Annotated in this window: 22 protein-coding genes, 4 pseudogenes and 1 riboswitch; of the genes and pseudogenes, 12 read left to right on the plus strand and 14 right to left on the minus strand. The window is 52.6% G+C overall.

What is annotated here, in order from left to right; genetic code table 11:
- Window positions 1–167: 167 nt before the first annotated feature.
- The gene (locus ACGK9W_RS11315) at window positions 168–1,493 is read right to left on the minus strand and encodes an IS1182 family transposase (protein ID WP_053112091.1); all 1,326 of its coding nucleotides are present in this window, start codon (window positions 1,491–1,493) and stop codon (window positions 168–170) included.
- A gap of 109 nt (window positions 1,494–1,602) precedes the next feature.
- Between ACGK9W_RS11315 and ACGK9W_RS11320 the strand changes: the two genes are divergently transcribed.
- From ACGK9W_RS11320 to ACGK9W_RS11360, 9 genes are all read left to right on the plus strand, one after another.
- Window positions 1,603–2,346, plus strand: a complete 744-nt coding sequence (locus ACGK9W_RS11320) for an SDR family oxidoreductase (RefSeq protein ID WP_405416850.1) — start codon at window positions 1,603–1,605, stop codon at window positions 2,344–2,346.
- Between the two features lie 56 nt (window positions 2,347–2,402).
- Window positions 2,403–3,695, plus strand: a complete 1,293-nt coding sequence (gene soxC, locus ACGK9W_RS11325) for a sulfite dehydrogenase (RefSeq protein ID WP_405416852.1) — start codon at window positions 2,403–2,405, stop codon at window positions 3,693–3,695.
- Window positions 3,688–4,272 (plus strand): c-type cytochrome, encoded by a 585-nt coding sequence (locus tag ACGK9W_RS11330; protein ID WP_405416854.1) that lies wholly within the window; start codon window positions 3,688–3,690, stop codon window positions 4,270–4,272. The genes soxC and ACGK9W_RS11330 overlap by 8 nt, the downstream gene beginning before the upstream one ends.
- Window positions 4,273–4,305: 33 nt before the next feature.
- A riboswitch (molybdenum cofactor riboswitch) is annotated at window positions 4,306–4,459 on the plus strand.
- Window positions 4,448–4,939, plus strand: coding sequence for a radical SAM protein (locus tag ACGK9W_RS11335; RefSeq protein WP_405416856.1), 492 nt, complete (start codon window positions 4,448–4,450; stop codon window positions 4,937–4,939). It overlaps the preceding riboswitch by 12 nt.
- A gap of 18 nt (window positions 4,940–4,957) precedes the next feature.
- A protein-coding gene (locus ACGK9W_RS11340; protein ID WP_085986444.1) for an IS3 family transposase occupies window positions 4,958–6,501 on the plus strand; the annotation gives its coding sequence in 2 pieces (ribosomal slippage) (window positions 4,958–5,429 and window positions 5,429–6,501; 1,545 coding nt in all).
- A gap of 58 nt (window positions 6,502–6,559) precedes the next feature.
- Window positions 6,560–7,156 (plus strand): hypothetical protein, encoded by a 597-nt coding sequence (locus ACGK9W_RS11345; protein ID WP_405416858.1) that lies wholly within the window; start codon window positions 6,560–6,562, stop codon window positions 7,154–7,156.
- A 207-nt stretch (window positions 7,157–7,363) separates the two neighbouring features.
- Window positions 7,364–7,702 (plus strand): LemA family protein, encoded by a 339-nt coding sequence (locus tag ACGK9W_RS11350; protein ID WP_405416859.1) that lies wholly within the window; start codon window positions 7,364–7,366, stop codon window positions 7,700–7,702.
- Window positions 7,677–9,220, plus strand: a protein-coding gene (locus tag ACGK9W_RS11355; RefSeq protein WP_085986444.1) for an IS3 family transposase whose coding sequence is annotated in 2 segments (ribosomal slippage) — window positions 7,677–8,148 and window positions 8,148–9,220 — 1,545 coding nt in all. Because the reading frame shifts where the segments join, the coding sequence is not laid out codon by codon here. Before ACGK9W_RS11350 ends, ACGK9W_RS11355 begins: the two co-directional genes overlap by 26 nt.
- A 30-nt stretch (window positions 9,221–9,250) precedes the next feature.
- A complete protein-coding gene (locus tag ACGK9W_RS11360; RefSeq protein WP_405416861.1) occupies window positions 9,251–9,580 on the plus strand; it encodes a LemA family protein in 330 nt (109 codons plus the stop codon).
- Between the two features lies 1 nt (window position 9,581).
- On the opposite strand, the gene ACGK9W_RS11365 is transcribed toward ACGK9W_RS11360, so the two are convergent.
- Together ACGK9W_RS11365 and ACGK9W_RS11370 are read right to left on the minus strand one after the other, a co-directional pair.
- On the minus strand, window positions 9,582–10,280 hold the full coding sequence (locus ACGK9W_RS11365) for a crotonase/enoyl-CoA hydratase family protein (protein WP_092033822.1): 699 nt from the start codon (window positions 10,278–10,280) through the stop codon (window positions 9,582–9,584).
- A 127-nt stretch (window positions 10,281–10,407) separates the two neighbouring features.
- Entirely contained in the window at window positions 10,408–10,641 is a 234-nt protein-coding gene (locus ACGK9W_RS11370) for a hypothetical protein (RefSeq protein WP_008173769.1), read from the minus strand.
- A gap of 151 nt (window positions 10,642–10,792) precedes the next feature.
- Here ACGK9W_RS11370 and ACGK9W_RS11375 point away from each other — a divergent pair, with 151 nt between their 5' ends.
- Together ACGK9W_RS11375 and ACGK9W_RS11380 are read left to right on the plus strand one after the other, a co-directional pair.
- Window positions 10,793–10,987 carry a type II toxin-antitoxin system VapB family antitoxin gene (locus tag ACGK9W_RS11375; RefSeq protein ID WP_008173767.1) on the plus strand — a complete coding sequence of 65 codons (195 nt, stop codon included), beginning with the start codon at window positions 10,793–10,795 and terminating at the stop codon, window positions 10,985–10,987.
- The gene (locus ACGK9W_RS11380; RefSeq protein ID WP_008173765.1) at window positions 10,984–11,385 is read left to right on the plus strand and encodes a PIN domain nuclease; all 402 of its coding nucleotides are present in this window, start codon (window positions 10,984–10,986) and stop codon (window positions 11,383–11,385) included. The genes ACGK9W_RS11375 and ACGK9W_RS11380 overlap by 4 nt, the downstream gene beginning before the upstream one ends.
- A gap of 556 nt (window positions 11,386–11,941) precedes the next feature.
- Here ACGK9W_RS11380 and ACGK9W_RS11385 read toward each other — a convergent pair.
- The 5 genes and pseudogenes from ACGK9W_RS11385 to ACGK9W_RS11405 all read right to left on the minus strand — a co-directional run.
- A pseudogene (locus ACGK9W_RS11385) lies at window positions 11,942–12,664 on the minus strand (IS1380 family transposase); the annotation flags it as partial.
- 5 nt (window positions 12,665–12,669) lie between these two features.
- Window positions 12,670–13,038 (minus strand): annotated as a pseudogene (locus ACGK9W_RS11390) (heme lyase NrfEFG subunit NrfE); the annotation flags it as partial.
- 108 nt (window positions 13,039–13,146) lie between these two features.
- Window positions 13,147–13,784 (minus strand): annotated as a pseudogene (locus tag ACGK9W_RS11395) (peroxiredoxin).
- A 99-nt stretch (window positions 13,785–13,883) separates the two neighbouring features.
- A complete protein-coding gene (lspA, locus tag ACGK9W_RS11400) occupies window positions 13,884–14,396 on the minus strand; it encodes a signal peptidase II (RefSeq protein WP_202348821.1) in 513 nt (170 codons plus the stop codon).
- A 3-nt stretch (window positions 14,397–14,399) separates the two neighbouring features.
- Entirely contained in the window at window positions 14,400–15,296 is an 897-nt protein-coding gene (locus ACGK9W_RS11405) for a cation transporter (protein ID WP_405416865.1), read from the minus strand.
- A 97-nt stretch (window positions 15,297–15,393) separates the two neighbouring features.
- Between ACGK9W_RS11405 and cadR the strand changes: the two genes are divergently transcribed.
- The gene (cadR, locus tag ACGK9W_RS11410) at window positions 15,394–15,798 is read left to right on the plus strand and encodes a Cd(II)/Pb(II)-responsive transcriptional regulator (protein WP_405416867.1); all 405 of its coding nucleotides are present in this window, start codon (window positions 15,394–15,396) and stop codon (window positions 15,796–15,798) included.
- Between the two features lie 225 nt (window positions 15,799–16,023).
- Here cadR and ACGK9W_RS11415 read toward each other — a convergent pair whose 3' ends face one another.
- From ACGK9W_RS11415 to ACGK9W_RS11440, 6 genes and pseudogenes are all read right to left on the minus strand, one after another.
- Window positions 16,024–16,977, minus strand: coding sequence for a bile acid:sodium symporter family protein (locus tag ACGK9W_RS11415; protein ID WP_011784896.1), 954 nt, complete (start codon window positions 16,975–16,977; stop codon window positions 16,024–16,026).
- A gap of 439 nt (window positions 16,978–17,416) precedes the next feature.
- Complete coding sequence (locus ACGK9W_RS11420) at window positions 17,417–18,742, minus strand: IS1182 family transposase (protein WP_053112091.1); 1,326 nt, start codon at window positions 18,740–18,742, stop codon at window positions 17,417–17,419.
- Window positions 18,743–19,006: 264 nt separating this feature from the next.
- Window positions 19,007–19,315 carry a TlpA family protein disulfide reductase gene (locus ACGK9W_RS11425; protein WP_405416869.1) on the minus strand — a complete coding sequence of 103 codons (309 nt, stop codon included), beginning with the start codon at window positions 19,313–19,315 and terminating at the stop codon, window positions 19,007–19,009.
- A gap of 31 nt (window positions 19,316–19,346) precedes the next feature.
- Window positions 19,347–19,598 (minus strand): annotated as a pseudogene (locus tag ACGK9W_RS11430) (transposase); the annotation flags it as partial.
- A gap of 232 nt (window positions 19,599–19,830) precedes the next feature.
- The gene (locus ACGK9W_RS11435) at window positions 19,831–20,139 is read right to left on the minus strand and encodes a DUF3240 family protein (RefSeq protein ID WP_405416871.1); all 309 of its coding nucleotides are present in this window, start codon (window positions 20,137–20,139) and stop codon (window positions 19,831–19,833) included.
- Window positions 20,136–23,228 carry an efflux RND transporter permease subunit gene (locus ACGK9W_RS11440; protein WP_405416873.1) on the minus strand — a complete coding sequence of 1,031 codons (3,093 nt, stop codon included), beginning with the start codon at window positions 23,226–23,228 and terminating at the stop codon, window positions 20,136–20,138. Before ACGK9W_RS11440 ends, ACGK9W_RS11435 begins: the two co-directional genes overlap by 4 nt.

Consider the following 23,228-nt stretch of genomic DNA (forward strand, 5'->3'; position numbering starts at 1 on the left):
GAGCAAGTGACCCCGCCGCGTCGAATCACAGTTCGGCCCGAGAACGTATCCACAATATCCAGCCGAATAGAGTCTCGATTCTCTCTATTCAGTCAGTCAAGACGGTTATCAGCGAATGCGTTATCGTAGTCCGATCACTCAGTACGCCCAAGGATCCCTCGGACCCTCTATTTCAGCCTCATCAGTGAACTCATCCGCCTGAGATTAAGCGACAGACAGACCAGATCCCATTCACCCTGCACGGCGTGAAGGCCCCGCAGACTGAACTGTCGGAAGCCCAGAACATGCTTGATCCAGCCGTTGACCGCCTCAACCAGATGCTTGCGCTGAGCGTAAACCGATCGCCCGGTTGCCGTGGCCAGCTTCCCGGCCATCCGGGCGCTGGCCGGATAACGGCTCGCGTCTATCTCTGAACTCTTCTTGCCCTCCCGGCGCAGCGAGACATAGCCGTCGATGCTTTTGTCTTCCAGGGTCTGTAGATCTTCTTCTTTACGGTAACCCGCGTCAGCCAGACACTGATCCGGATAGGTTTCCAGAGTGTCTTTTGCCTGATCCAGCAGTGGTATCAGACAGCCATTGTCACTGGGATTATTGCCCAGGTGGTTGGCGACAATCAGCTGGAATTCACCATCCACGGCCAACTGGCCGTTGTAGCATTGCTGGAACCCGTCCGCCGTTTTCATAATCCGGCTTTGCGGATCGGTAAAATTGCTCTGATCCTTGTCATCCGGAACCCCATAATCCCGCTTGAAGTTCGGGCCCCCGCGAGGTGAGCGCCGATCATCGTCCGGGGACCGACCCCGGGCCTTGTCCCGCTCTTTCTGGTCTGCTTCCAATTTCTCTTTGGCGGCACGAATCTTGTCCAGCCGCGCCTGCCGGTACTGAAGCTCTTCAGGCAGTTCATCACCCCGGTTATCCGGGCCGAACTGTCGGTCTTCCGACTGGTCTGTCTGACGCGCCTGACGACAAAGTGCATCGATCTCTTTCGATAAACGATCGTCTTCCTCGCCCATGCGGCCATAGCTCATGGCCTTGTGCTTGCTGGCATTAGCCCGAACCTTGGTGCCATCAATCGCCAGTGTTCCCAGCGTGATCAGCTCCGCTTCCCGGGCAATCCGGACCACCTGAATAAACACGGCCTTGAAGGCAACCAAATGGTGTTTGCGGAAATCACAGATCGTGCGATGCCTGGGGAAGTTGCCTGCCGCCAGAACCCGGAAGGCCACGTCTTCTTCCAGCTTCCGGGCGATCTTGCGTGAAGAGAAAACGCCGGTGGCGTAGGCGTAGATCAGAACCTTCAGCATCATTCGTGGATCGAAGGGCGAGTTGCGTCGGCCGTTGCCTTCGTAGCGGGCATAAAACGCGCTTAAATCCAGCTCCTCGACGACATCACTGACAAAATAGGCCAGATGCCCCTCAGGCAGCCACTCGTTCAGGCTCGGGGGAAGAAGCAGTTCCTGGCCAGGCGAATACGGGCGGAAAGTGGTTCCCATCAGTCATCCTGTTGCTGAAGAATTTTGATCTATTGTGCCAGAATGTAGCTTCTGCCGCGCAGACTCCTAGCTCGCTTTTTGTATAAAACATAACAGAAAAGAGTTTGATATGTTAAAAGGAAAAACGGCACTTATCACTGGTGGTTCAAGCGGAATAGGATTAGCGACGGCTAAATTGCTCTCTGAAAACGGAGCAAGAGTGGCCATTACTGGTACTAATCGAGAAAAGCTAGACCTTGCCAAAAAAGAAATTGGTGGTGACACAATTGGCATATGCGCAGATATAAGCAACTTAGATGATTTAAAACATATGCGGGGCGAGGTAGAAGATAAGTTTGGAAAACTAGATATATTTTTTGCAAATGCAGGGGTGGCATACGGAACGCCACTCGCAACTGTTAATGAAGATGGTTTTGACAAGCTAATGGATGTGAATGTAAAGGGCACATTTTTTTCCGTCCAAAACATACTACCTCTGATGCCTAAAGGCAGCTCCGTCATCTTGAATACATCTTGGTTGAATCAGATCGGAACGCCCGGAAAGTCAGTTCTTTCTGCTTCAAAGGCTGCCGTAAGGTCTTTTGCAAGAACTATGTCAGCAGAACTCCTAGATCAGGGCATCAGAGTCAATTGCATAAGCCCCGGCACGATAAAAACAGCTTTACACCGCTCACCTAATGAATCTGAAGAACACTTTTCTACTTATGCGGAACGAATAGGTAAACAAACTCCAATAGGTTATATGGGGGAGCCTGAGGACATTGCAGGTGCTGTGGCTTTTTTAGCAAGTGATGCTTCAAGTTATATGTTGGGAGCTGAAATTGTAGTTGATGGAGGGAGAGCTGAACTTTAACTGAATTAGTGGAGAAGAAGTTGGTTGCAAAATAACTAAATCATAGGAGTAATAAAATGAGTAATATAAAGAAAGATCCTTTAAAAAATCAAATCGAAGTAGCCAAAGGTGGTTTATTGGATCGCCGAAGGTTTCTAGCAAGTGGTGCTTCCTTGCTTTCAGTTGCTGCTGCTTCATCAATGAGTGGTATGGCAAGTGCTGATGTTTTTGATTCACATCCGAAGCACATGAAAACTCCTGGTATACCGAGTAAATTGTATGGAAAACCCTCCCAATACGAATCGCATGTAGTTCGACTACCGGAGCACGTTTATAGCTCAGCAATCATTACTGCTGCTTTCACACCAATAGACCAATTGAATGGGGTTATAACTCCTGCTGGTCTTCACTTTGTAGTACATCATAGTGGAATTCCAGACATTGAGCCAAGTGGCCACCAATTTATGATACATGGGTTAGTGAACAAACCACTAAAATGGTCAGTAGAATCTCTTCTTAATTACCCCATGGTTAGCCGAATTCATTTTCTTGAATGTGCGGGTAATTCTGGTCCCAACATTATTGCTAACTCTCCTATGGATATGACAGCAGGTCAAATCCATGGACAAATTTCAGGATCGCTTTGGACAGGTGTCCCATTGAAATATCTATTAGATGAAGCTGGTATTAAACCTAATGGAAAATGGGCTATGTGTGAAGGTGCTGATGCAGGTAACCATGTCCGTAATGTACCTTTAGAAAAATTGTATGACGATGCCATAATCGCCTTGTACCAAAATGGTGAACGCATACGGCCGGATCAAGGCTATCCAATGAGACTATTTGTACCTGGATATGAAGGGAATATGAATGTTAAATGGCTGCATAGAATGGAAATATCAGATGTACCTTCACAAAGTAAAGATGAGCAATCCCAATACGCTGATTTTAGAGCCGATGGACGAATAAAACAGTACAGCTTTAATATGGAAGTCAAATCCGTCATAACAAAACCATCAGGGAAACAACAATTACCTAAGGATGGCTTTTATGAAATTTCTGGTTTTGCATGGTCTGGTCGTGGAAAAATCAAAGCGGTTGAAGTGTCTGCTGACGGCGGTAAAACATGGGCTACAGCAAATTTGGAAGGCCCTATTATGAGTAAGGCAATGACCAGATTTACGATTCCGTGGAATTGGAATGGACAAAAGGCCGTTATCGTTAGTCGCGCAATAGATGAGTTTGGTAATACTCAGCCTACCCGTGAAGATTGGATTTCACGATACGCACGATATTCACTTGGGCATAACAATTCTATTAATTCATGGTTAGTTTCTAATGATGGCAAGGTGAGTAATTATTATGTTTAACTTAAAAAAAGCAATCGCGTCAGCTGTTTTTGTTTTTGCTATTTCAGCGCAATCATTTGCAGAAGATAACATCAATACTACTAGTGGTGTTGAGTTGAGCCAATCAGAAATTGATAAATGGTCAATTACTGTTTACCCAGATGGTAAAAATCTTCCTAAAGGGAGTGGAACAGCACTTCAAGGGGAGAAAATCTATCAAACAAAGTGCCTTATGTGTCACGGCCCTTCCGGGGAAAAAGGAGTTGCACCTCGCTTAGCAGGGAAACTAGGCTACCAAGAATATAATCCACATCCACTGTTAGCCTTAACTGTTGGTGCATGGCCGTATCAAACCAGTATTTTTGATTACATACGAAGAGCCATGCCACACCAAGCCCCTAAAACTTTAACAAGTGATGAAGTGTACGCATTGACTGCCTATATTTTGAATCTCAACGGCGTTATTGAGAAAGATGTAAACCTGGACGCAGAAAAGTTATTAAAGGCTGAAATGCCTTATAGGAAGAAATCTTATCTTGCGTGGGATACAGATGAAGGTGGAAAAATAAACGGAAAAGAACCCAAGAATCAAAAATAAAAGAAATAAACAAGTTCTAATCAGCTTGTTTATTTGAAAGATAAACTCCGAGCTTAGTGACCTAACGCCAGTTATATATTTTGTTGGCTAAGGTCTCTATGCCGTAATCTCATCAAAGTGATTATCAGGGGTTCAAGAGAAACCTGATTACTTCCCACACTTGGAAAGGTGTTTTATGAACAATCTCACAGCCGTTACTTCGGCTACCCTAATCCCAATAAAAAATAAAAATGTAATTCAATACCAAGATAAGATTGATATTCAAAATATACCTATATTAGAAGATAATTTTGGACGAAAGTTTGAATATCTTCGCCTATCTATTACGGATAGTTGTAATTTCCGCTGCAATTATTGCCTTCCTGATGGTATGGATTGTAATGGTGAACGTGAATTTCTATCAATTGATGAGATAAAAACGCTTGTTACTTCTTTCGCTCGTTTAGGTGTTAAAAAAGTACGCATTACGGGAGGGGAGCCTGGATTACGAAAGGATCTCGTGGATATTATACGAACCTGTAAGCAAATCGACGGAATAGAGAAAGTTGCACTGACTACCAACGGTTTTAATTTATCTAGAAATGCAGAGTCATGGGCAATTGCGGGGTTAGATGCTATTAATGTGAGTATGGACACTCCCCTATGTGTCAGCGTAGTTGTCGCCTGAATATTTCAGAGGACAACCATGCCCCATTATTCACCGGAACGTAAAGAAGCCATTCTCCAGAAGATGGCCCCACCTCACAGTCTGACTGTTGCCGAGTTGGCCAGCCAGGAAGGCATCAGTACCGCAACCTTGTACAATTGGCGTAAAGCCGCCAGAGGACGAGGTGCCGTTTTGCCATCGAATTCAGCTCATCCAGACAAGTGGAGTAGCGAAGAGAAGTTCCGCATTGTTCTGGAAACCGCCCCGATGACGGAGGCGGAAGTTAGTGAATATTGCCGTAGGAACGGCCTTTACCCGGAACAAATCGAAACCTGGAAAGCCGCCTGCATGGGAGCCAATGCCCTGTCGGATGAACAGGCCAAGCAGAATCGGCAAGCGGCCAGGGCTGAGAAAAAACGAGTCAAAAAACTCGAAGCCGAGTTGCGACGCAAGGAAAAAGCTCTGGCAGAAACGGCTGCACTGCTGACGCTGTCAAAAAAAGCCGAGGCGATCTGGGGCCCCAAAGACGAGGACGAATGACCAGCCTCCCGGATCGCCAGCAGGCGGTTACCCTGATCCAAGAGGCTCAGGGTAACGGAGCCCGGCTGGTCAAGGCCTGCGCCTTGCTGAACCTGAGTATACGCACTTATCAGCGCTGGACGGCAGATAAGGCCGTCAGCGCCGATCAACGACCGGTGGTGCCCAGACCAGCACCCACCAATAAACTCTCGGAGGCGGAGCGTCAGGCCGTGGTCTCACTGTGCAACCAGAAGGAATATCGAAGCTGTCCGCCGGCCTTCATCGTTGCGGATCAACTGGATCAGGGTCGCTACCTGGCCTCGGAATCCACCTTCTATCGGGTTCTGCGGGAGAAGGATCAAGTACACCCCAGAGGTCGGCAAAAAGCGCCCCAGAGCAAGCGCAGGGCAACTACACACAAGGCCACAGAACCGAACCAGCTGTGGTCGTGGGATATCTCATGGCTGCCGGGGCCAGCAAAAGGCACCTGGTTCTACCTGTATCTGATGCTGGACGTATACAGCCGCAAGATCGTCGGTCACGAGGTCTATCACAGTGAGACCGGCGAGCTTGCCAGCGAGTTCATCGAGAAGGCCTACTGGCGTGAACACCTGGCGACGAAGGACAAGCCTCTAGTGCTGCACTCCGACAATGGCAGCCCCATGAAGGCCTCGACCTTCTTGGAGAAACTGTACGATCTGGGTATTACGCCCTCGAACAGTCGCCCCCGGGTCAGTAACGACAATGCCTACTCGGAGTCGTTGTTCAAAACCCTGAAGTTCCGCCCGGGGTTCCCGGTAAACGGCTTCAGAACGATCGAGGAGGCCCGCAAATGGGTACTGGCGTTCGTGCGCTGGTACAACACCGAGCACCGACACAGCGCCTTGAACTACGTAACACCTCAGCAACGCCATACGGGCGAAGCTGATCAGATCCTGGCCCAGCGAAAACAGATTATCGAAGCGGCGAAAGCCGAGAACCCGCGTCGCTGGTCTGGTGATATCCGAAACTTCAGCTTGCCGGAATCAGTCACTCTGAACCCGGAAAAGGCGGCCAATTGTTAAAGAGCTGATGACTTAAACGCGACATCTACGTTGACAGACTCCGACTCTTGACGCTCGCATGTTTAAAAGCATCACAGGTCATCAAAAACATGATCAAATATTAGAAGGCCTATCTCTTGCTAAGAAATACGGTATTAAGGAAATCAAAGTTAATGCTGTTTTGCTAAAAAAATATAATTCTCATCAACTTGAAAATTATATCGAATGGTTAAGAGACAAAGATATTACAGTTCGGTTTATTGAACTAATGGAGACAGGTGATAATAAAGACTTTTTTGATGCTAACCACGTTTCTGGTGAATTGATTAAGAAGGAAATAATAGCTCAAGGTTGGCACCCTATTGTAGGGGTAAAGTATGCAGGGCCTGCACAAGAGTTTTATCATCCAGAAATTAAAGGTAAAATTGGACTAATCATGCCTTATAGTAAAGATTTCTGTAAAAGCTGTAATCGACTAAGAGTTTCTGCGAAAGGCAAATTGCATTTATGTCTATTTTCAGAGCAAGGCCTAGACATAAGACCACATTTAAAAGCTAATGACGTGGATGGAACTTGCCAAGCGATTAAATTTAGTATGTCTGATAAAGAAGCAAATCACTTTTTACACGAAAGAGTGACTGGCATTACAAAGCATTTAGCTATGATAGGAGGATAGAATTTTTATTGTTTCTATATAGCTCTTAACAGAGTTATTTTGGTAAATATATAAAAAGCTGATACCTTTACAGAATTGTAAGCGCCAGTAAATTACAGCTATCTTCTCAATAGTTTAAATTATGTTAGTTACGCAGTTTTATTTACAGGCTAAAAAGCAAGGTTTTAGCTCATTTGTGCGATTCATGCATATTCTTATCAACGACAGTTGGCTGGCTTTATTACGTTCACGAAGATCGAATACCCGCAGTACCATTCGGAGCGCCGGGGCGACAGGCGTTACACCGTCCGCTTTCTCGAAACCTTCGTGAACGTCTACTGCCTGGGTTTTGCCGGCCTGGATCGGGGGCAAGGGGCTTTGCGGGCATCGGCCAATATCGACACCATTCTCCAGCAACGCCATGAGCTGTGGCCCAACCTGGAGAAAATCGTAAAGGCGTCTCTGGCCCACGAAAAACAGCTGCTGAAAGCCATCCCTATGTGTCAGCGTAGTTGTCGCCTGAATATTTCAGAGGACAACCATGCCCCATTATTCACCGGAACGTAAAGAAGCCATTCTCCAGAAGATGGCCCCACCTCACAGTCTGACTGTTGCCGAGTTGGCCAGCCAGGAAGGCATCAGTACCGCAACCTTGTACAATTGGCGTAAAGCCGCCAGAGGACGAGGTGCCGTTTTGCCATCGAATTCAGCTCATCCAGACAAGTGGAGTAGCGAAGAGAAGTTCCGCATTGTTCTGGAAACCGCCCCGATGACGGAGGCGGAAGTTAGTGAATATTGCCGTAGGAACGGCCTTTACCCGGAACAAATCGAAACCTGGAAAGCCGCCTGCATGGGAGCCAATGCCCTGTCGGATGAACAGGCCAAGCAGAATCGGCAAGCGGCCAGGGCTGAGAAAAAACGAGTCAAAAAACTCGAAGCCGAGTTGCGACGCAAGGAAAAAGCTCTGGCAGAAACGGCTGCACTGCTGACGCTGTCAAAAAAAGCCGAGGCGATCTGGGGCCCCAAAGACGAGGACGAATGACCAGCCTCCCGGATCGCCAGCAGGCGGTTACCCTGATCCAAGAGGCTCAGGGTAACGGAGCCCGGCTGGTCAAGGCCTGCGCCTTGCTGAACCTGAGTATACGCACTTATCAGCGCTGGACGGCAGATAAGGCCGTCAGCGCCGATCAACGACCGGTGGTGCCCAGACCAGCACCCACCAATAAACTCTCGGAGGCGGAGCGTCAGGCCGTGGTCTCACTGTGCAACCAGAAGGAATATCGAAGCTGTCCGCCGGCCTTCATCGTTGCGGATCAACTGGATCAGGGTCGCTACCTGGCCTCGGAATCCACCTTCTATCGGGTTCTGCGGGAGAAGGATCAAGTACACCCCAGAGGTCGGCAAAAAGCGCCCCAGAGCAAGCGCAGGGCAACTACACACAAGGCCACAGAACCGAACCAGCTGTGGTCGTGGGATATCTCATGGCTGCCGGGGCCAGCAAAAGGCACCTGGTTCTACCTGTATCTGATGCTGGACGTATACAGCCGCAAGATCGTCGGTCACGAGGTCTATCACAGTGAGACCGGCGAGCTTGCCAGCGAGTTCATCGAGAAGGCCTACTGGCGTGAACACCTGGCGACGAAGGACAAGCCTCTAGTGCTGCACTCCGACAATGGCAGCCCCATGAAGGCCTCGACCTTCTTGGAGAAACTGTACGATCTGGGTATTACGCCCTCGAACAGTCGCCCCCGGGTCAGTAACGACAATGCCTACTCGGAGTCGTTGTTCAAAACCCTGAAGTTCCGCCCGGGGTTCCCGGTAAACGGCTTCAGAACGATCGAGGAGGCCCGCAAATGGGTACTGGCGTTCGTGCGCTGGTACAACACCGAGCACCGACACAGCGCCTTGAACTACGTAACACCTCAGCAACGCCATACGGGCGAAGCTGATCAGATCCTGGCCCAGCGAAAACAGATTATCGAAGCGGCGAAAGCCGAGAACCCGCGTCGCTGGTCTGGTGATATCCGAAACTTCAGCTTGCCGGAATCAGTCACTCTGAACCCGGAAAAGGCGGCCAATTGTTAAAGAGCTGATGACTTAAACGCGACATCTACGTTGACAGACTCCGCCATTGCCCAGCTACGCAGTGCGGACCCTGTCGAGATGAGTTCGAAGGGCCAGGCCGACAAGCTTATCCAGTTTGAACAGAACGTAACCAATACCCTCCAGGCCCGGATCGAGGGATATCCGGACCTGAAGAACAATGAGGACATTCAGAAGTTCATGTCGATCATGGCAGAGACGGAAAACTACCTTTCGCTCTTGCGAAACAGCTACACCGAGAGCGCCATGATCTACAACACCCGGATCCAGTCTTTCCCTGACGTGATCCTGGCAAAACTGTTCCGTTTCCGCGAAGCACCGCAGTTCAGTTCAAAAACGTGAACTAGCCGTTCAGGCCAAGGTGCTCGGCATCCTGCTCGATGCAACGATCCAGCAGCGCCAGATAGTCCGCTTTGGCCTTCAGCTTGGTTTCACGATGGGCGCGCATGTTCAGGGTTTTGAAATGCTGCGCCAGCTCGGTGGCCCGCTCAACCAGTTTGTCCTGGGCAACCACCTCATCCAGGAAGCCCGCCTGCACGGCCCCTTCCGGGCTGTAGATCTCAGCGTTCACGACCGAACGGTAAAAGTGGGCGGGCGCCAGTCGATGGCGGGCAATTTCAATCCCGGCGTGGTGCATGGTCATGCCGATTGCCACCTCGTTCAAGCCAAGCTTGAAGGGCCCCTCAATACCAATGCGGTGATCCACTGACAGCAGAATGAACGCGCCCTTGGCAATGGCATGGCCGCTACAGGCACCAATAATCGGCAACGGGAATGCGGCCAGACGCCGGGTAAAGCTGGAGCCGGTTTTTACCAGCGCGGCTGCTTCTTTCGGCCCCTTCTGCATTTCTTTCAAGTCGTACCCGGCAGAGAACACGCCTGGCTGGCCGGTCAGAATCACAACCGCCTTGTCCTGCTCCGCCCGATCCAGCGCCGCGTTGAGCCCCTCGAACACTTCCTGGCTCAGGGCGTTGGCCTTGCCATTGCTGATGGCAATCGTTGCTACACCATCTTTCAATTCATAACTAACCAGCTCAGTCACCTGTTCTACCTCTCTACCGCAATTAAAGTGAGCGTTTGTTTACTTCGCTGGACATGATTGTGGGTTAGGCGCGTCAGAGATTCAATATCCATTGGTCATGTCGCCCAAACCTGGTCGAAATTTGAGATCACCATCGCTTATCTACCAAAACACTGCCTTCAGCATCTTTCTGGACAAGTGTTTGCGTTCTTTTAAAGCCTTTGATGGCTGTGTGATCGGAGTGCACAACTGAACCTACGACTTCTCCTGCCTTGTTGATGACGGAGTATGTGTCGATTTCTGTTTCACCCAAAGGTCCTTTAGTTCTGCTGCCCTCGAGTTTCAGTTCTTCACCCGGATTAAGTCTTACTCTATCTCTCATGGACGGGTATTTCCTTTACAACGCCCGGCTCACGCGCCGGTTTGTAGCCGCGGAGGCGGCGGAAAATCGGTCGCTGTGCAGCCGATTGTTATGTTCTCCTTGAGATGCTAGATTGTGTATAAAAGTCGAAAAGCATACACATAGGTGCATCATGAGAACTAACATAGTCATTGACGACCAGTTAATGGCCGAAGCCCTCAAAGCCTCCGGTTACGAAACCAAAAAAGAGGCCGTCGAGCAAGGCCTTAGACTTCTAGTCCAGCTTAGCAAGCAGCAGGAAATTCGAAAGTTACGTGGCAAGATCAAGTGGGAAGGCGATTTGGGCGAAATGCGAGCTGCCCGATGATCCTGGTAGACACCAGCGTCTGGATCGACTATTTCAATGGGGTCGACAACCCGCAAACTGATCTGCTGGATGCCTCGATAGTTCAAGGTTCGGTTGCTATTGGAGACCTCATATTTTTGGAAATCCTCCAAGGCATCCGCAACGACAAACAGTATCGCCAAACCAAGCAAAGCCTGCTCGCTCTGGATCAGTATGAAATGTTTGGCAAAGAAATGGCAATTAAGTGCGCCGACAACTATCGGGCACTACGAAAAAAAGGCATCACGATCAGAAAAACTGCCGACGTGATCATCGCGACATTCTGTATAGAGAAAGAGTTGCCCCTGCTGTTTTTGGATCGCGACTTCATCCCCTTTGTTGATCACCTTGGACTTGAGCCTGCTCTGAGAGAAACATAACAGCAATTAGGCAGCGCGCTTTATCATTGCAGAAATTTGACTGTGTCACTATTACTGACTTTGAAACATCAATAACGCTGCACTTAAATCGATAAAACAGGAGCTTAGCCGAGCATGGTCATCTCTGCCACGTAATCATTCAGCGTCTGCAATTTGCTCCGCCAATCATACTGGATGAAATGGCTGTGATTTGCTTGGAGGCTCTGGCGTAAATCCCTCACTCGAACGTTCGCTTTTGTTTACGACTGGAGAAACCTGATCGAAACCCCAGGGTGATCCTCGACTGGAGCTGACAGCGTCTGCGGCATCCAGGAACCAAGGAGTCTAGTTACGCATCTAACCCGAACATTTCATAAACACCCCAAGCAGCAGCCACGAAATTTTCTCGGTTAGCCCATTACGCCCAGATATGAGAATTATTAGTGTAGTATGCGCGCCAATGTCGCTCTGATGTCATCCAGTCACCGGCCTTAAGTGTTTATTATTTGATCAATTCCAGCGTCCGGGCGAGGGAAGGCCTCCCGAGCCCGAGATGGAGGTGAGCGCCGACAGCGGCTCAGCCGGTGTTTAACCTGGGCCGAGGCAGGCGATATAACCGTTCGGTGACTGTGTGCAGAAGGGCCTTGACCGGGCAGCTACCTGGCAGGTGGAGCTTGATGCGGTCTTTGTACTGCACCACCCGTACGGCCAGCTTGAACAGCTTGATGATGACCGTCGAGGGCTGGGCCTGAGACAACTCGGTGCCTTGCAACAGTTCGGCGCGCAAGGCGTGATGCAGTACATAGGCGGCGCAGGAGAAAAACAGGCGCAGGTGGTTGGCCGCAAAGCGGCAATCCGAGGTGCGGTCGCTGGCCAGGTCGTTTTTCATCATCTTGATGAAATTCTCGTCCTGGCCCCGGGCGCAATACAGCTCGGCGTACAGTATTTCCGGGGTTGACTCTTCCAGGGAGGTGACGACGAAGCGGGGGTTATCGCCGAGGGCCATGGTTTCGGCTTTCAGGACAGTGCGAAACGCCTGTGGCCAGGAACGGGCCTGATAATCGATCTCGTGGAAGGTGCGCGAGCGTTGCGGCGGGGCCTGTTCCGCGAGGCGAGCGTTATGGCAGCGGGTATCGTGCAGCCGCCGGGTGGATTGCAGGTGTGGCTCGGCCAGTTTTTTCAGACGGCTGTTGCCGGCCAGGCCGAACAGAAAATCGGTGTACGGATCGTCGAGCGCCAGTTGCATCAATTCCACGTTGGCGAAATGAGCATCACCACGCAGCAGGATGCGGGTCTCGGGATATCCCGTGGCAACTGGCGGGAAAACAGACTGACGGCAAAGCCCCAGCCACTGAGAATCAGACTCCATAACAGCACCGAGCCTTCATGAGAGCCCCAGACGGCGGTGAACTTGTAGTACCAGGGCAGCATCGAGTTGGAATTACGGGCCACATAATCCACGCTGAAATCATCCAGAAGAAAACTGGCGGTCAGGCTGGCATAAGAAATCAGTAGAAAAACAAATTGCCCCCATGCCATAGGCTCTGCAAATGCCATCCACAACGGGCGCCGGGTGGCGGCTCCCAGCAAGGGCACGGTCGCCTGAAGCAGCGACAGGCAAAGTGCAATCAACAACGCGAAGAGACCAACTTCAGGGATTGTCAGGGTAAGCATTTCGGGGCCGTGTTCGGTTAAGGGTTCGGCGATGACCGAACCTATCGGTGAGGGGTTCTCAGGTATCGCTTCGTCAGCCAGCCGCCCGGCTGGCTGACGAACTCCCTGTTACTTCCGACCAGGTTGGCGGGTAACGCGCAGATACGGTGTCTGCTCATCCCATCCGTCAGGGAAACGCTCTTTGGCCTCTTCGTTGGAGAGCGACGGAACGATGATCACATCCTCGCCATTCTTCCAGTCCACCGGCGTGGCCACTTTGTGGTTGTCGGTCAGCTGGAGCGAATCAATGACGCGCAGGATCTCGTCCAGATTGCGCCCGGTACTAGGGGGATACGTCAGCATCAGACGGATTTTCTTCGCGGAATCGATAATAAATACCGTTCGAACAGTCACCTTGGGGTCGGCTTTTGGATGGATCATTCCGTACAGGTCGGCAACCACCTGATCCTTGTCTGCCAGCAGGGGAAAATTGAGCCCGGTGCCCTGGGTTTTCTCGATATCCTTCACCCAGTCGTTATGAGAGTCGAGCGGGTCGACAGATACCCCGATCAGCTTCACACCGCGACTGGCGAACTCGTCCTTACGCTTCGCGAAGGCACCGAGCTCTGTGGTACAGACGGGGTGTAGTCGGCGGGGTGTGAAAACAGCACGGCCCAGTCGTCTCCCAGCCACTCATGAAACTGAATGTTTCCCTCGGTGGATGCGACGGTGAAATCGGGAGCGGTTTCTCCAAGTTGCAATGTCATCGTTTCATTCTCCTTTGCTTTGGCTGTCGTTCTCGGTTCGTCAGCACAGACGATATCTTTAAAGTCAACTTTAAGGTCAAGGCGTTTGTCAGATGTTTTTTAGCCTGATCCATCGAGCTCGACGTTCGTGCCCGATTTTTCGGGTATGAAACTGACATAGAGGAAAAGCACGGTGCCCAGCACAATGGCGATATCGGCAAGGTTAAAGGCTGGCCAGTGCCAGGATTGCCAATAGACATCAAAGGAATCCACAACATAGCCGCGGAATATCCGGTCAATCAGGTTGCCCATGGCACCGCCAAGAATAAGACTGTACGCGATGGCTTCTCCCCTGCGGCGGCACTGAAGAATCAGCCCGATCAGTACAATCGAGACAACTACCGCGATTGCGATAAGAAAGTATCGCTGCCAACCTCCGCCATCGGCAAACAGGCTGAATGCGGCGCCGGTGTTCCAGGCATGAACCCAGTTAAAGAACGGGGTCACCGGAATCGACTCGCCATACGCCATTGACTGCTGGACCAACCATTTTACAACCTGATCAGATGCCGCTATCAGGCCGGAAATAGCCAACAGGCCGTACTGCAAGCGTTTCTTGGCAACGATGGACATTGTTCAACCCTTAAGCGCCAGGATGCGCCTGGCACCGTTGAGTACGATAATCCCCGCGATGCTGCCGATTATCAGGTCCGGATAATTGGAGCCAGTCCACGCCACCAGAGCGCCAGCGGTAATGACCCCTAGATTGATGACCACATCGTTGGCTGAGAATATCCAGCTCGCCTTCATGTGGGCACCGCCCTCCCGATGTTTGGATATCAGCAGCAGACAGGTGGTGTTAGCGATCAATGCGATGAACGCAATCCCCATCATTGCCAGCGACTCCGGCTCACTGCCGAAGACAAAGCGCCTCACCACCTCTGCGAGTGCGCCCACAGCCAGAATCAGTTGGAGTACGCCCGCGAGATGCGCCGCACGCACCTGCATTTTCACGCTGTGCCCAACCGCATACAGGGCGAGCCCATACACGGCCGCGTCGGCGAAATTGTCCAGGGATTCTGCAATCAGTCCGGTAGACTGGGCGATCAGGCCGGCCGTCATTTCCACCGCAAACAGGACGGCATTGATACCGAGCAACCAACGCAGGGTGCCGGACTCCTGCTCGGCCGAGATAGCCGTACCCCCGACCGCCTTGATTGACTCAGGGTCGGCAGCGGCCGTTTCCTGAAGCGAAGCTCCCAGCCCGAGGGTTGCCAGCTTCGCGGTGATAGGCTCAGCCTCGCCATCGTGCACAACCTTCAACCGCCGATCAGACAGGTCGAAGGACAGCCCGCGAATGTCTTCAAAACCGTTCAGGGCCAGTCGAATCATCCGTTCCTCCGAAGGACAATCCATCTTCGGTACGGTATACACACTGATCCAGTTACCGGACGCTTCAGAGGCCCCCGACCCGGCATTACCCTCGGCGGGTGTTGCGTCGCAGCCACAGGCGTCTTCACAGGATTTACTCATGATACGGCTCCACTTGAGTATTGTCGGATTATGATTTAAAACCATATAGTCACTATAAGGTCAATAGAACAGATACCATCTGTTGAGGAGAAACCCGATGCGCATTGGTCAGTTAGCACGGTCCTTAGGAGTCGATACTCAAACGGTCCGCTTCTATGAACGGGAGGGCTTGTTACCACCGCCGGATCGGCAGGACAACGGTTACCGTGTTTACACCGAACGGCATGTTGAGCGGCTGGCCTTTATCAGGCGCTGCAGAATACTCGAGCTGTCACTCGCTGAAATCCACGAGTTACAGAGGTATCAGACCGCCCCCCATCAGCCTTGCAGGGCCATCAACACCTTGCTTGATGATCACATCACTCATGTGCGGTCTCGGATAACCGATCTGCAGGTACTGGAGCAACAACTCACGTCGTTGAGAGCGAGTTGCAACGATGATCGGGAAATTAAGGCCTGTGGGGTTCTCGAAGGGCTCAGCGAAGAAAGCATGCAGCAGTAGCCCGAAGCATTTGTGCCAAGTATTGGGGTAAACAGTGTGGACGGATCAATATAGTTGCGCAGATGTTGAAAATCCGCTTCCTGCCAGATCTTTTCGACAACACGGAGCCTGAGTAGTCGGCAGATGGAGCAAGCACCTCATCATCTCCTGTTTCGTTAAAAAGGTTGCATCAACTGTTGCCAGTAGTTCGTTGGGTAATTCGGCTCTGAAGCAATACCAAGATCCTTAGTGCTGATCGCTCGCTCGGAACCGTAGTAAGCCGTGCCGTGCAAGGATCTTAGCCGCAATGGGTGAAGTGATCATTTGTATCACTGCAAAGAATGCGGCAGGAATCGCAATTTCTGAAGGTAAGCCAGATGCGGCGACAAAAGCAGCAGCAATGCTAAATTCTTTTTTGCTCACGGTGAAGAGATAGGTAATCACTTCTTTCCGGTCAGAGGTTAGCAACCGTGAGGACATTCCTATCAGGTAGCCAATCAGATTAAGACTCAGGGCTGCTCCAGCAATCAAAAAAGCGTACCAGCCATAACCAATGATAGTTTCTGCGTTTGGGCCTACTACAGCCAGTAGTATCAGAAGATATATGATTGATCCAATTCCCGCGTACGTTGAATCATGGCGTGCAAAAAAATCTGGAAATCCTGTGCGTAAGCTCACTCCAACAACAGTGGGAACGAGAACGATCAAGGCTAATTCAAAGATGATTGCCCCGAGAGGAACTTCCAGTTGTATTCCAGTCAGCCATAAAAAAAGGAATGGAACAATGAATGGCGATAGTGCTGTATTGACCGCATTAAAAACGGCTGCTAAGGCAACATTCCCCCGCGCCATTAATACCAGCAGCGGAGACGAAACATCTGTCGGCAATGTGCCAAGCAACGTTTGACCTGCTGCAAGAGGTCCGTTCCCGAAAAATAAACGGCCAGTCAGAAAACCGGCAATCGACATCGGACCATAGACCAGACCTAGTGCTAAAAGTTGCCTTGAAGGTTTGCGAAAGACCACTCCAACGGCATGTGCGTCGAAGGTAAGACTGATGACAAGCATCAGCAGCGCGAGCAATGGACCGATAAAGGGCTCTAGGTGCGTTCCTAACCCTGGGAATACTAAGACCAAACCAGCTAAAGTGATAACAAACCAAACAAGATTAGACTCCACAAAATAGATGAATCTGATCATATCTTGGAGTCCACCGTGCCCGGTGAGGTTGGGCGACCTTCACACTGCGCGAACAACTTGATGGCTTTGTCGCAATAAGCACAGTGCCCATCGCAGCAGTCGTGCATCAGAAACGCTACGAGATCAGCAAGTACAGAAAAAATAGCACTGTAAATTATTGAACGACCCTGGCGTCGTTTTTCTAAAAGGCCTGCGTGTTCTAGATGGTTGAGATAAAAAGAGAGTCGCGATGATGAAACACCACCTAGGGGTCTGCGCGGCAGAAGTATTTTGAGCAAGTGACCCCGCCGCGTCGAATCACAGTTCGGCCCGAGAACGTATCCACAATATCCAGCCGAATAGAGTCTCGATTCTCTCTATTCAGTCAGTCAAGACGGTTATCAGCGAATGCGTTATCGTAGTCCGATCACTCAGTACGCCCAAGGATCCCTCGGACCCTCTATTTCAGCCTCATCAGTGAACTCATCCGCCTGAGATTAAGCGACAGACAGACCAGATCCCATTCACCCTGCACGGCGTGAAGGCCCCGCAGACTGAACTGTCGGAAGCCCAGAACATGCTTGATCCAGCCGTTGACCGCCTCAACCAGATGCTTGCGCTGAGCGTAAACCGATCGCCCGGTTGCCGTGGCCAGCTTCCCGGCCATCCGGGCGCTGGCCGGATAACGGCTCGCGTCTATCTCTGAACTCTTCTTGCCCTCCCGGCGCAGCGAGACATAGCCGTCGATGCTTTTGTCTTCCAGGGTCTGTAGATCTTCTTCTTTACGGTAACCCGCGTCAGCCAGACACTGATCCGGATAGGTTTCCAGAGTGTCTTTTGCCTGATCCAGCAGTGGTATCAGACAGCCATTGTCACTGGGATTATTGCCCAGGTGGTTGGCGACAATCAGCTGGAATTCACCATCCACGGCCAACTGGCCGTTGTAGCATTGCTGGAACCCGTCCGCCGTTTTCATAATCCGGCTTTGCGGATCGGTAAAATTGCTCTGATCCTTGTCATCCGGAACCCCATAATCCCGCTTGAAGTTCGGGCCCCCGCGAGGTGAGCGCCGATCATCGTCCGGGGACCGACCCCGGGCCTTGTCCCGCTCTTTCTGGTCTGCTTCCAATTTCTCTTTGGCGGCACGAATCTTGTCCAGCCGCGCCTGCCGGTACTGAAGCTCTTCAGGCAGTTCATCACCCCGGTTATCCGGGCCGAACTGTCGGTCTTCCGACTGGTCTGTCTGACGCGCCTGACGACAAAGTGCATCGATCTCTTTCGATAAACGATCGTCTTCCTCGCCCATGCGGCCATAGCTCATGGCCTTGTGCTTGCTGGCATTAGCCCGAACCTTGGTGCCATCAATCGCCAGTGTTCCCAGCGTGATCAGCTCCGCTTCCCGGGCAATCCGGACCACCTGAATAAACACGGCCTTGAAGGCAACCAAATGGTGTTTGCGGAAATCACAGATCGTGCGATGCCTGGGGAAGTTGCCTGCCGCCAGAACCCGGAAGGCCACGTCTTCTTCCAGCTTCCGGGCGATCTTGCGTGAAGAGAAAACGCCGGTGGCGTAGGCGTAGATCAGAACCTTCAGCATCATTCGTGGATCGAAGGGCGAGTTGCGTCGGCCGTTGCCTTCGTAGCGGGCATAAAACGCGCTTAAATCCAGCTCCTCGACGACATCACTGACAAAATAGGCCAGATGCCCCTCAGGCAGCCACTCGTTCAGGCTCGGGGGAAGAAGCAGTTCCTGGCCAGGCGAATACGGGCGGAAAGTGGTTCCCATCAGTCATCCTGTTGCTGAAGAATTTTGATCTATTGTGCCAGAATGTAGCTTCTGCCGCGCAGACTCCTAGCGCGTCTCCTATCTCACCAGCCGGTAATCCATTGGCTCTTTTCACCACCAGTCGCCTAACGATGCGAAGTCGTGTTTCTTGAGACATCGCCCCAAACGCCCTAACAGCTTCTGCTTCTTTCATTTCAATATCTCAATACCTATTGCTATATTGAAATATTAGGTGACCCTTGGTCCAGTCGGCGTAGCCTGCGGTCAGTCCGGAACCTCGGAGATCGCACGGGTCATCAAATCCACCATGGCCGGGCTGTCCCATTCCGCGGCACCGACCAGGCGGCCAATTTCGCGACCGTTGTGATCAATCAGCAGCGTTGTAGGAACACCTTCTATGCCTAGCGTTGAGGTCGCCATTGTCGACGGATCAATATACTGGCGAAGATGTTGGATGCCGGTTTTCCGGTAGAATTTTTCAACAACGCTGATGCCTGCGTGGTCAACGGACAGCGCAACCACTTCAAAATGCTCGCCGCCCAGTTGAGCCTGAAGTGAGTCCAGCGTCGGCATTTCCTCTGCTGACGCGCTTGCGTTCCTGAGCCTTCATGTCATCACGCGCCCGGGTCAGATCGCGCATGGCTTCCTGTTCGTTATCAGGCACCCAGACCGGCGTCAGGTCGCCCCTGCGAGCCAGGCGCGCCAGCTTCAGAGCATCGCGCCGACCGGTCTTGATTCGCTCCCCGGGCGCCTTCGGAATACGCGAGGGCGCCACCACCTGAGCATCATGGCCGCTGGCGAGCAATTGACGATACAGGCCGTAACCACAGGGACCGGCCTCATAGACAAACTGCAACAGGCCGCCGGCTCGACAGCAGAAGCGGCGGTGTGAAATGAAACGGATTCAGCGTTAAACTCTGTCATGACTTGCCCTCCTCAATGTGGCTCTGTCTAAGGGTTGTTTACCCACTCCCCAACGATAACCCACGAACGTTGAGGGTGGGCAGGTCAAAACATCATGTCTAAGAGGGATCTTAGCCTCTTCTTAAGATCCCTCTTCTGACTCAGGTAGGTTTCAGCGATCTAAATCACAGGTGTCCTCCATCTTCCACAGGTATTGTCCAATACACGCCTTGGCCGGTCACAGTGTTTTCCGCCTGTCGAAGCGCCTCCAGTACGACACTTACATCCGCGTCATCAAGCAGGATATCCACCCGCACCCGCGGTGTGTAACCAACCACTTTATCACGTGCAGAGAAAAACGGGTCGCGTTCCACCTGAGCCCCGTGCCCTTCCACATGGCTGAACGTAAAGCCGGATACCTCGCTCAGGGTTCGCAGTTGATCGCCCAATTCCTGCTGGGTATTGGCATGCACAATAAGCGTCAGAATCTTCACGCGTGGTCCTCCGTTGTGGGCTGAGCGAGGCGTCGCTGCGCCCGCCCTTCTATCCAGGCATATAAGGTAGGAAGCAGCACCAGTGTGAGCAGCGTCGACGTGAACAGTCCGCCGATCACCACGACCGCCAGCGGGCGCTGCAACTCTGAGCCCGGCCCGGTCGCCGTCAATAGCGGCACCAGACCCAGGCTGGCGATTAATGCGGTCATGAGCACCGGTCGCAACCTGCGCTCGGCACCTTCCTGCACAGCCTGGAGCAGAGTTCTCCCGGCTTCACGCAACTGGTTGAAGTAAGTCACCATCACCACGCCGTTGAGCACCGCCACACCGAACAGGGTGATGAACCCCACGGAGGCCGGCACTGACAGGTACAGCCCTGACAGATACAGGCTGACGACGCCGCCGATCATGGCGAAGGGAATGTTGAGGATGATCAAACCGGCCTGGCGCAGGGATCGGAACGTGATGAACAGCATCACGAAGATCAGCGCGATGGCAATCGGCACCACCAACGCCAGACGGGCCGCAGCGCGCTGCTGGTTCTCGAACTGCCCACCATAGGTGACGTAGTAACCTGTCGGCAATCGCACCTCACGTTCCAGGGTGGCACGAACCTCTTCTACGAACCCCACCATATCACGACCTTCGACGTTGGCCTGCACCACTACCTGGCGCTTGGCCGACTCCCGGGTGATCCCAACCGGCCCATCGACTTCTCGGATTGCGGCCACGCTGTCGAGGCGAATCTTTTCCCCAGCGGGCGTTTCCACTCTTAGCGCCGCGATATCGTTCGGCGACGTGCGCGCCTGTTCCGGATAACGCAACAACACACCAACGCGTCGGTTGTCTTCGATTACCTCGGTGACAACCCGGCCGCCGACGGCAATTTCCACAAGCTGGTTGATATCCTCGATATTAATGCCGAATCGGGCAATGGCCTGGGGATCAATCTCAACCTGCAGATAGGTTTGGCCTGACAACGGAGCGCGAAAGACATCGACCGCCCCGGGAATGTTATTGATGAGCATTTCGATCTGTTTGGACTTTTCCTTCAGTACCTTCAGATCATCGCCGTACAACTTGATGGCCATCGCGGCGCGCACGCCGGTCAACATCTCGGAGACCCGCATGTCGATGGGCTGAGTGAAGGCGTAGTCGATGCCGACGAAGCGATCGAGTTTCTCGCGCAACCGCTCCTGAAACTCCTCCAGACTCACCGTCCACTGGTCCCTTGGTTTGGTGATGAGAAAATTATCGGTTTGATACAAACCCATGGGGTCCATACGCAGCTCGTCGGCGCCGGTTCGGGACACCACGCCAGTGACCTCCGGCAGCTCCATCATGGCCTTTTGATAGGGCTCGTCAAGCGCCAGGGAACGCTCCAGCGAGATGCTGGGCAGCTTTTCGATGATGACCACCGTGGTACCTTCGTCCATGACCGGCATGAACTCCTTCCCAATCAGGGGAAACAGCAGGGCGGCGCCGAGCAGTAGCATCAATGCGCCGCCCACGGCCGTCTTGAGGTGGCGCAGCGCCCAGCGCATGACCGGCACATAGCCGTGCTTCAACAACTTCAACACCCGGCTGTCTTCCTCAGCGCCACCCCGCATCAACAAGCTGGCCATCACCGGAATGACCGTCAGCGACAGGAGCAGCGAGCCGATAAGGGCGAAAGCGATAGTCACCGCCAGCGGCGTAAACATTTTGCCTTCTAGGCCGGACAGGCTGAACAAGGGCAGAAATACCACAATGATGATCAGCACGGCAGAGATCACTGGCGTAGCCACCTCGAGCGTCGCGCGGTAGATCAGATGCAGACGATCAACCCCCTTGGGCGCCTGGCTGAGTCGCGCATGAGTGTTCTCGACCACCACCACCGCAGCATCCACCAGGATACCGATGGCAATCGCCAGCCCGCCGAGAGACATGAGATTGGCGCTGACACCAAACAGACGCATCATCACGAAAGTGAACAGCACCGACAACGGCAAAATTAGCGCCACGGTCAGGGCGGCGCGTAAATTGCCGAGCATGACTATCAACACCAACAGCACCAGGACCACAGCCTCGCCAAGCGCTTTTTCCACCGTCCACACCGCCTGGCTGACCAACTCGGAGCGATCATAGAACGGCACAATACGTAAACCTTCGGGTAACGTCGCCTTGAGCGCCTCGAGCTCATGCTTGACGCCTTCGACCATGGTCCGGCTGTTGGCGCCCCGGCGCAGCAGCGCCAGGCCGGTCACCACCTCGCCTTCGCCATCGGCGGTGACCGCGCCGTAGCGGGTCATGGAGTTGATGCGGACCGTGGCCACATCAGTGACGTGCACCGGGACGCCATTACGGCTGGCCACGGTGATGCTGCGGATATCCTCCATATCCAGTAGTTGCCCCACGGTACGCACCAACAGTACCTCGTCGTTACGGTTGATGCGGTCCCCGCCGGCATTGCGGTTATTGGCTTTCAGTGCGCGTTCCAAGTCATCAATTGCCAGGCCGTGGGCCAACAGCGCCTCGGGATCGGCAACGACTTCGAACACCTTGACTTCGCCGCCCAGGGAATTGACGTCGGCTACGCCCTCCACGGTGCGTAGGCGCGGACGGATCACCCAGTCCTGGATACTACGCAGTTCCCGGTTGCTGTAGCCCTCGCCCTCAACCCGATACATGTATCCCTCGCTCAGCGGCGTGGTGATGGGCCCCAATCCGCCCTCCACCCCGGCGGGCAGTTCGCCCCAGACCTGATTGAGGCGTTCGGCCACCTGCTGGCGTGCCCAGTAGATGTCGGTGCCGTCCTCGAAGTCGATAGTGATGGAACTCAACGCGTATTTGGTGGTGGAGCGCAGCACGGTCTGACGCGGCAGGCCCTGCATCTCCCTTTCAATCGGAAAGGTAATGCGGCTTTCCACCTCGGTGGGCGACAGGCCCGGTGCCTTGACGATCACCAATACCTGGGGCGAGGCGATATCGGGGAAGGCATCGATGGGAAGCGTGCGAAACGCCCATACCCCACCGACAATCAGTGCAGCGGCCAACAGCAGTATCATTAGCCGCTGGATCAGGGAAAAACGAATCAATGAAGCGATCAT

The organism is Marinobacter flavimaris (assembly GCF_045057155.1).
GTDB lineage: Bacteria > Pseudomonadota > Gammaproteobacteria > Pseudomonadales > Oleiphilaceae > Marinobacter > Marinobacter manganoxydans.

Bases quoted from the DNA above. Each gene is read 5' to 3' on its own strand.
- ACGK9W_RS11415 (WP_011784896.1), bottom strand. From the start codon at position 16,977: ATGATCAGATTCATCTATTTTGTGGAGTCTAATCTTGTTTGGTTTGTT.
- ACGK9W_RS11375 (WP_008173767.1), top strand. From the start codon at position 10,793: ATGAGAACTAACATAGTCATTGACGACCAGTTAATGGCCGAAGCCCTC.
- ACGK9W_RS11335 (WP_405416856.1), top strand. From the start codon at position 4,448: ATGAACAATCTCACAGCCGTTACTTCGGCTACCCTAATCCCAATAAAA.
- ACGK9W_RS11420 (WP_053112091.1), bottom strand. From the start codon at position 18,742: ATGGGAACCACTTTCCGCCCGTATTCGCCTGGCCAGGAACTGCTTCTT.
- ACGK9W_RS11345 (WP_405416858.1), top strand. From the start codon at position 6,560: ATGTTTAAAAGCATCACAGGTCATCAAAAACATGATCAAATATTAGAA.
- ACGK9W_RS11380 (WP_008173765.1), top strand. From the start codon at position 10,984: ATGATCCTGGTAGACACCAGCGTCTGGATCGACTATTTCAATGGGGTC.
- ACGK9W_RS11440 (WP_405416873.1), bottom strand. From the start codon at position 23,228: ATGATCGCTTCATTGATTCGTTTTTCCCTGATCCAGCGGCTAATGATA.
- ACGK9W_RS11320 (WP_405416850.1), top strand. From the start codon at position 1,603: ATGTTAAAAGGAAAAACGGCACTTATCACTGGTGGTTCAAGCGGAATA.
- ACGK9W_RS11425 (WP_405416869.1), bottom strand. From the start codon at position 19,315: ATGCCGACGCTGGACTCACTTCAGGCTCAACTGGGCGGCGAGCATTTT.
- lspA (WP_202348821.1), bottom strand. From the start codon at position 14,396: ATGTCCATCGTTGCCAAGAAACGCTTGCAGTACGGCCTGTTGGCTATT.
- ACGK9W_RS11330 (WP_405416854.1), top strand. From the start codon at position 3,688: ATGTTTAACTTAAAAAAAGCAATCGCGTCAGCTGTTTTTGTTTTTGCT.
- ACGK9W_RS11405 (WP_405416865.1), bottom strand. From the start codon at position 15,296: ATGAGTAAATCCTGTGAAGACGCCTGTGGCTGCGACGCAACACCCGCC.
- soxC (WP_405416852.1), top strand. From the start codon at position 2,403: ATGAGTAATATAAAGAAAGATCCTTTAAAAAATCAAATCGAAGTAGCC.
- ACGK9W_RS11315 (WP_053112091.1), bottom strand. From the start codon at position 1,493: ATGGGAACCACTTTCCGCCCGTATTCGCCTGGCCAGGAACTGCTTCTT.
- cadR (WP_405416867.1), top strand. From the start codon at position 15,394: ATGCGCATTGGTCAGTTAGCACGGTCCTTAGGAGTCGATACTCAAACG.
- ACGK9W_RS11370 (WP_008173769.1), bottom strand. From the start codon at position 10,641: ATGAGAGATAGAGTAAGACTTAATCCGGGTGAAGAACTGAAACTCGAG.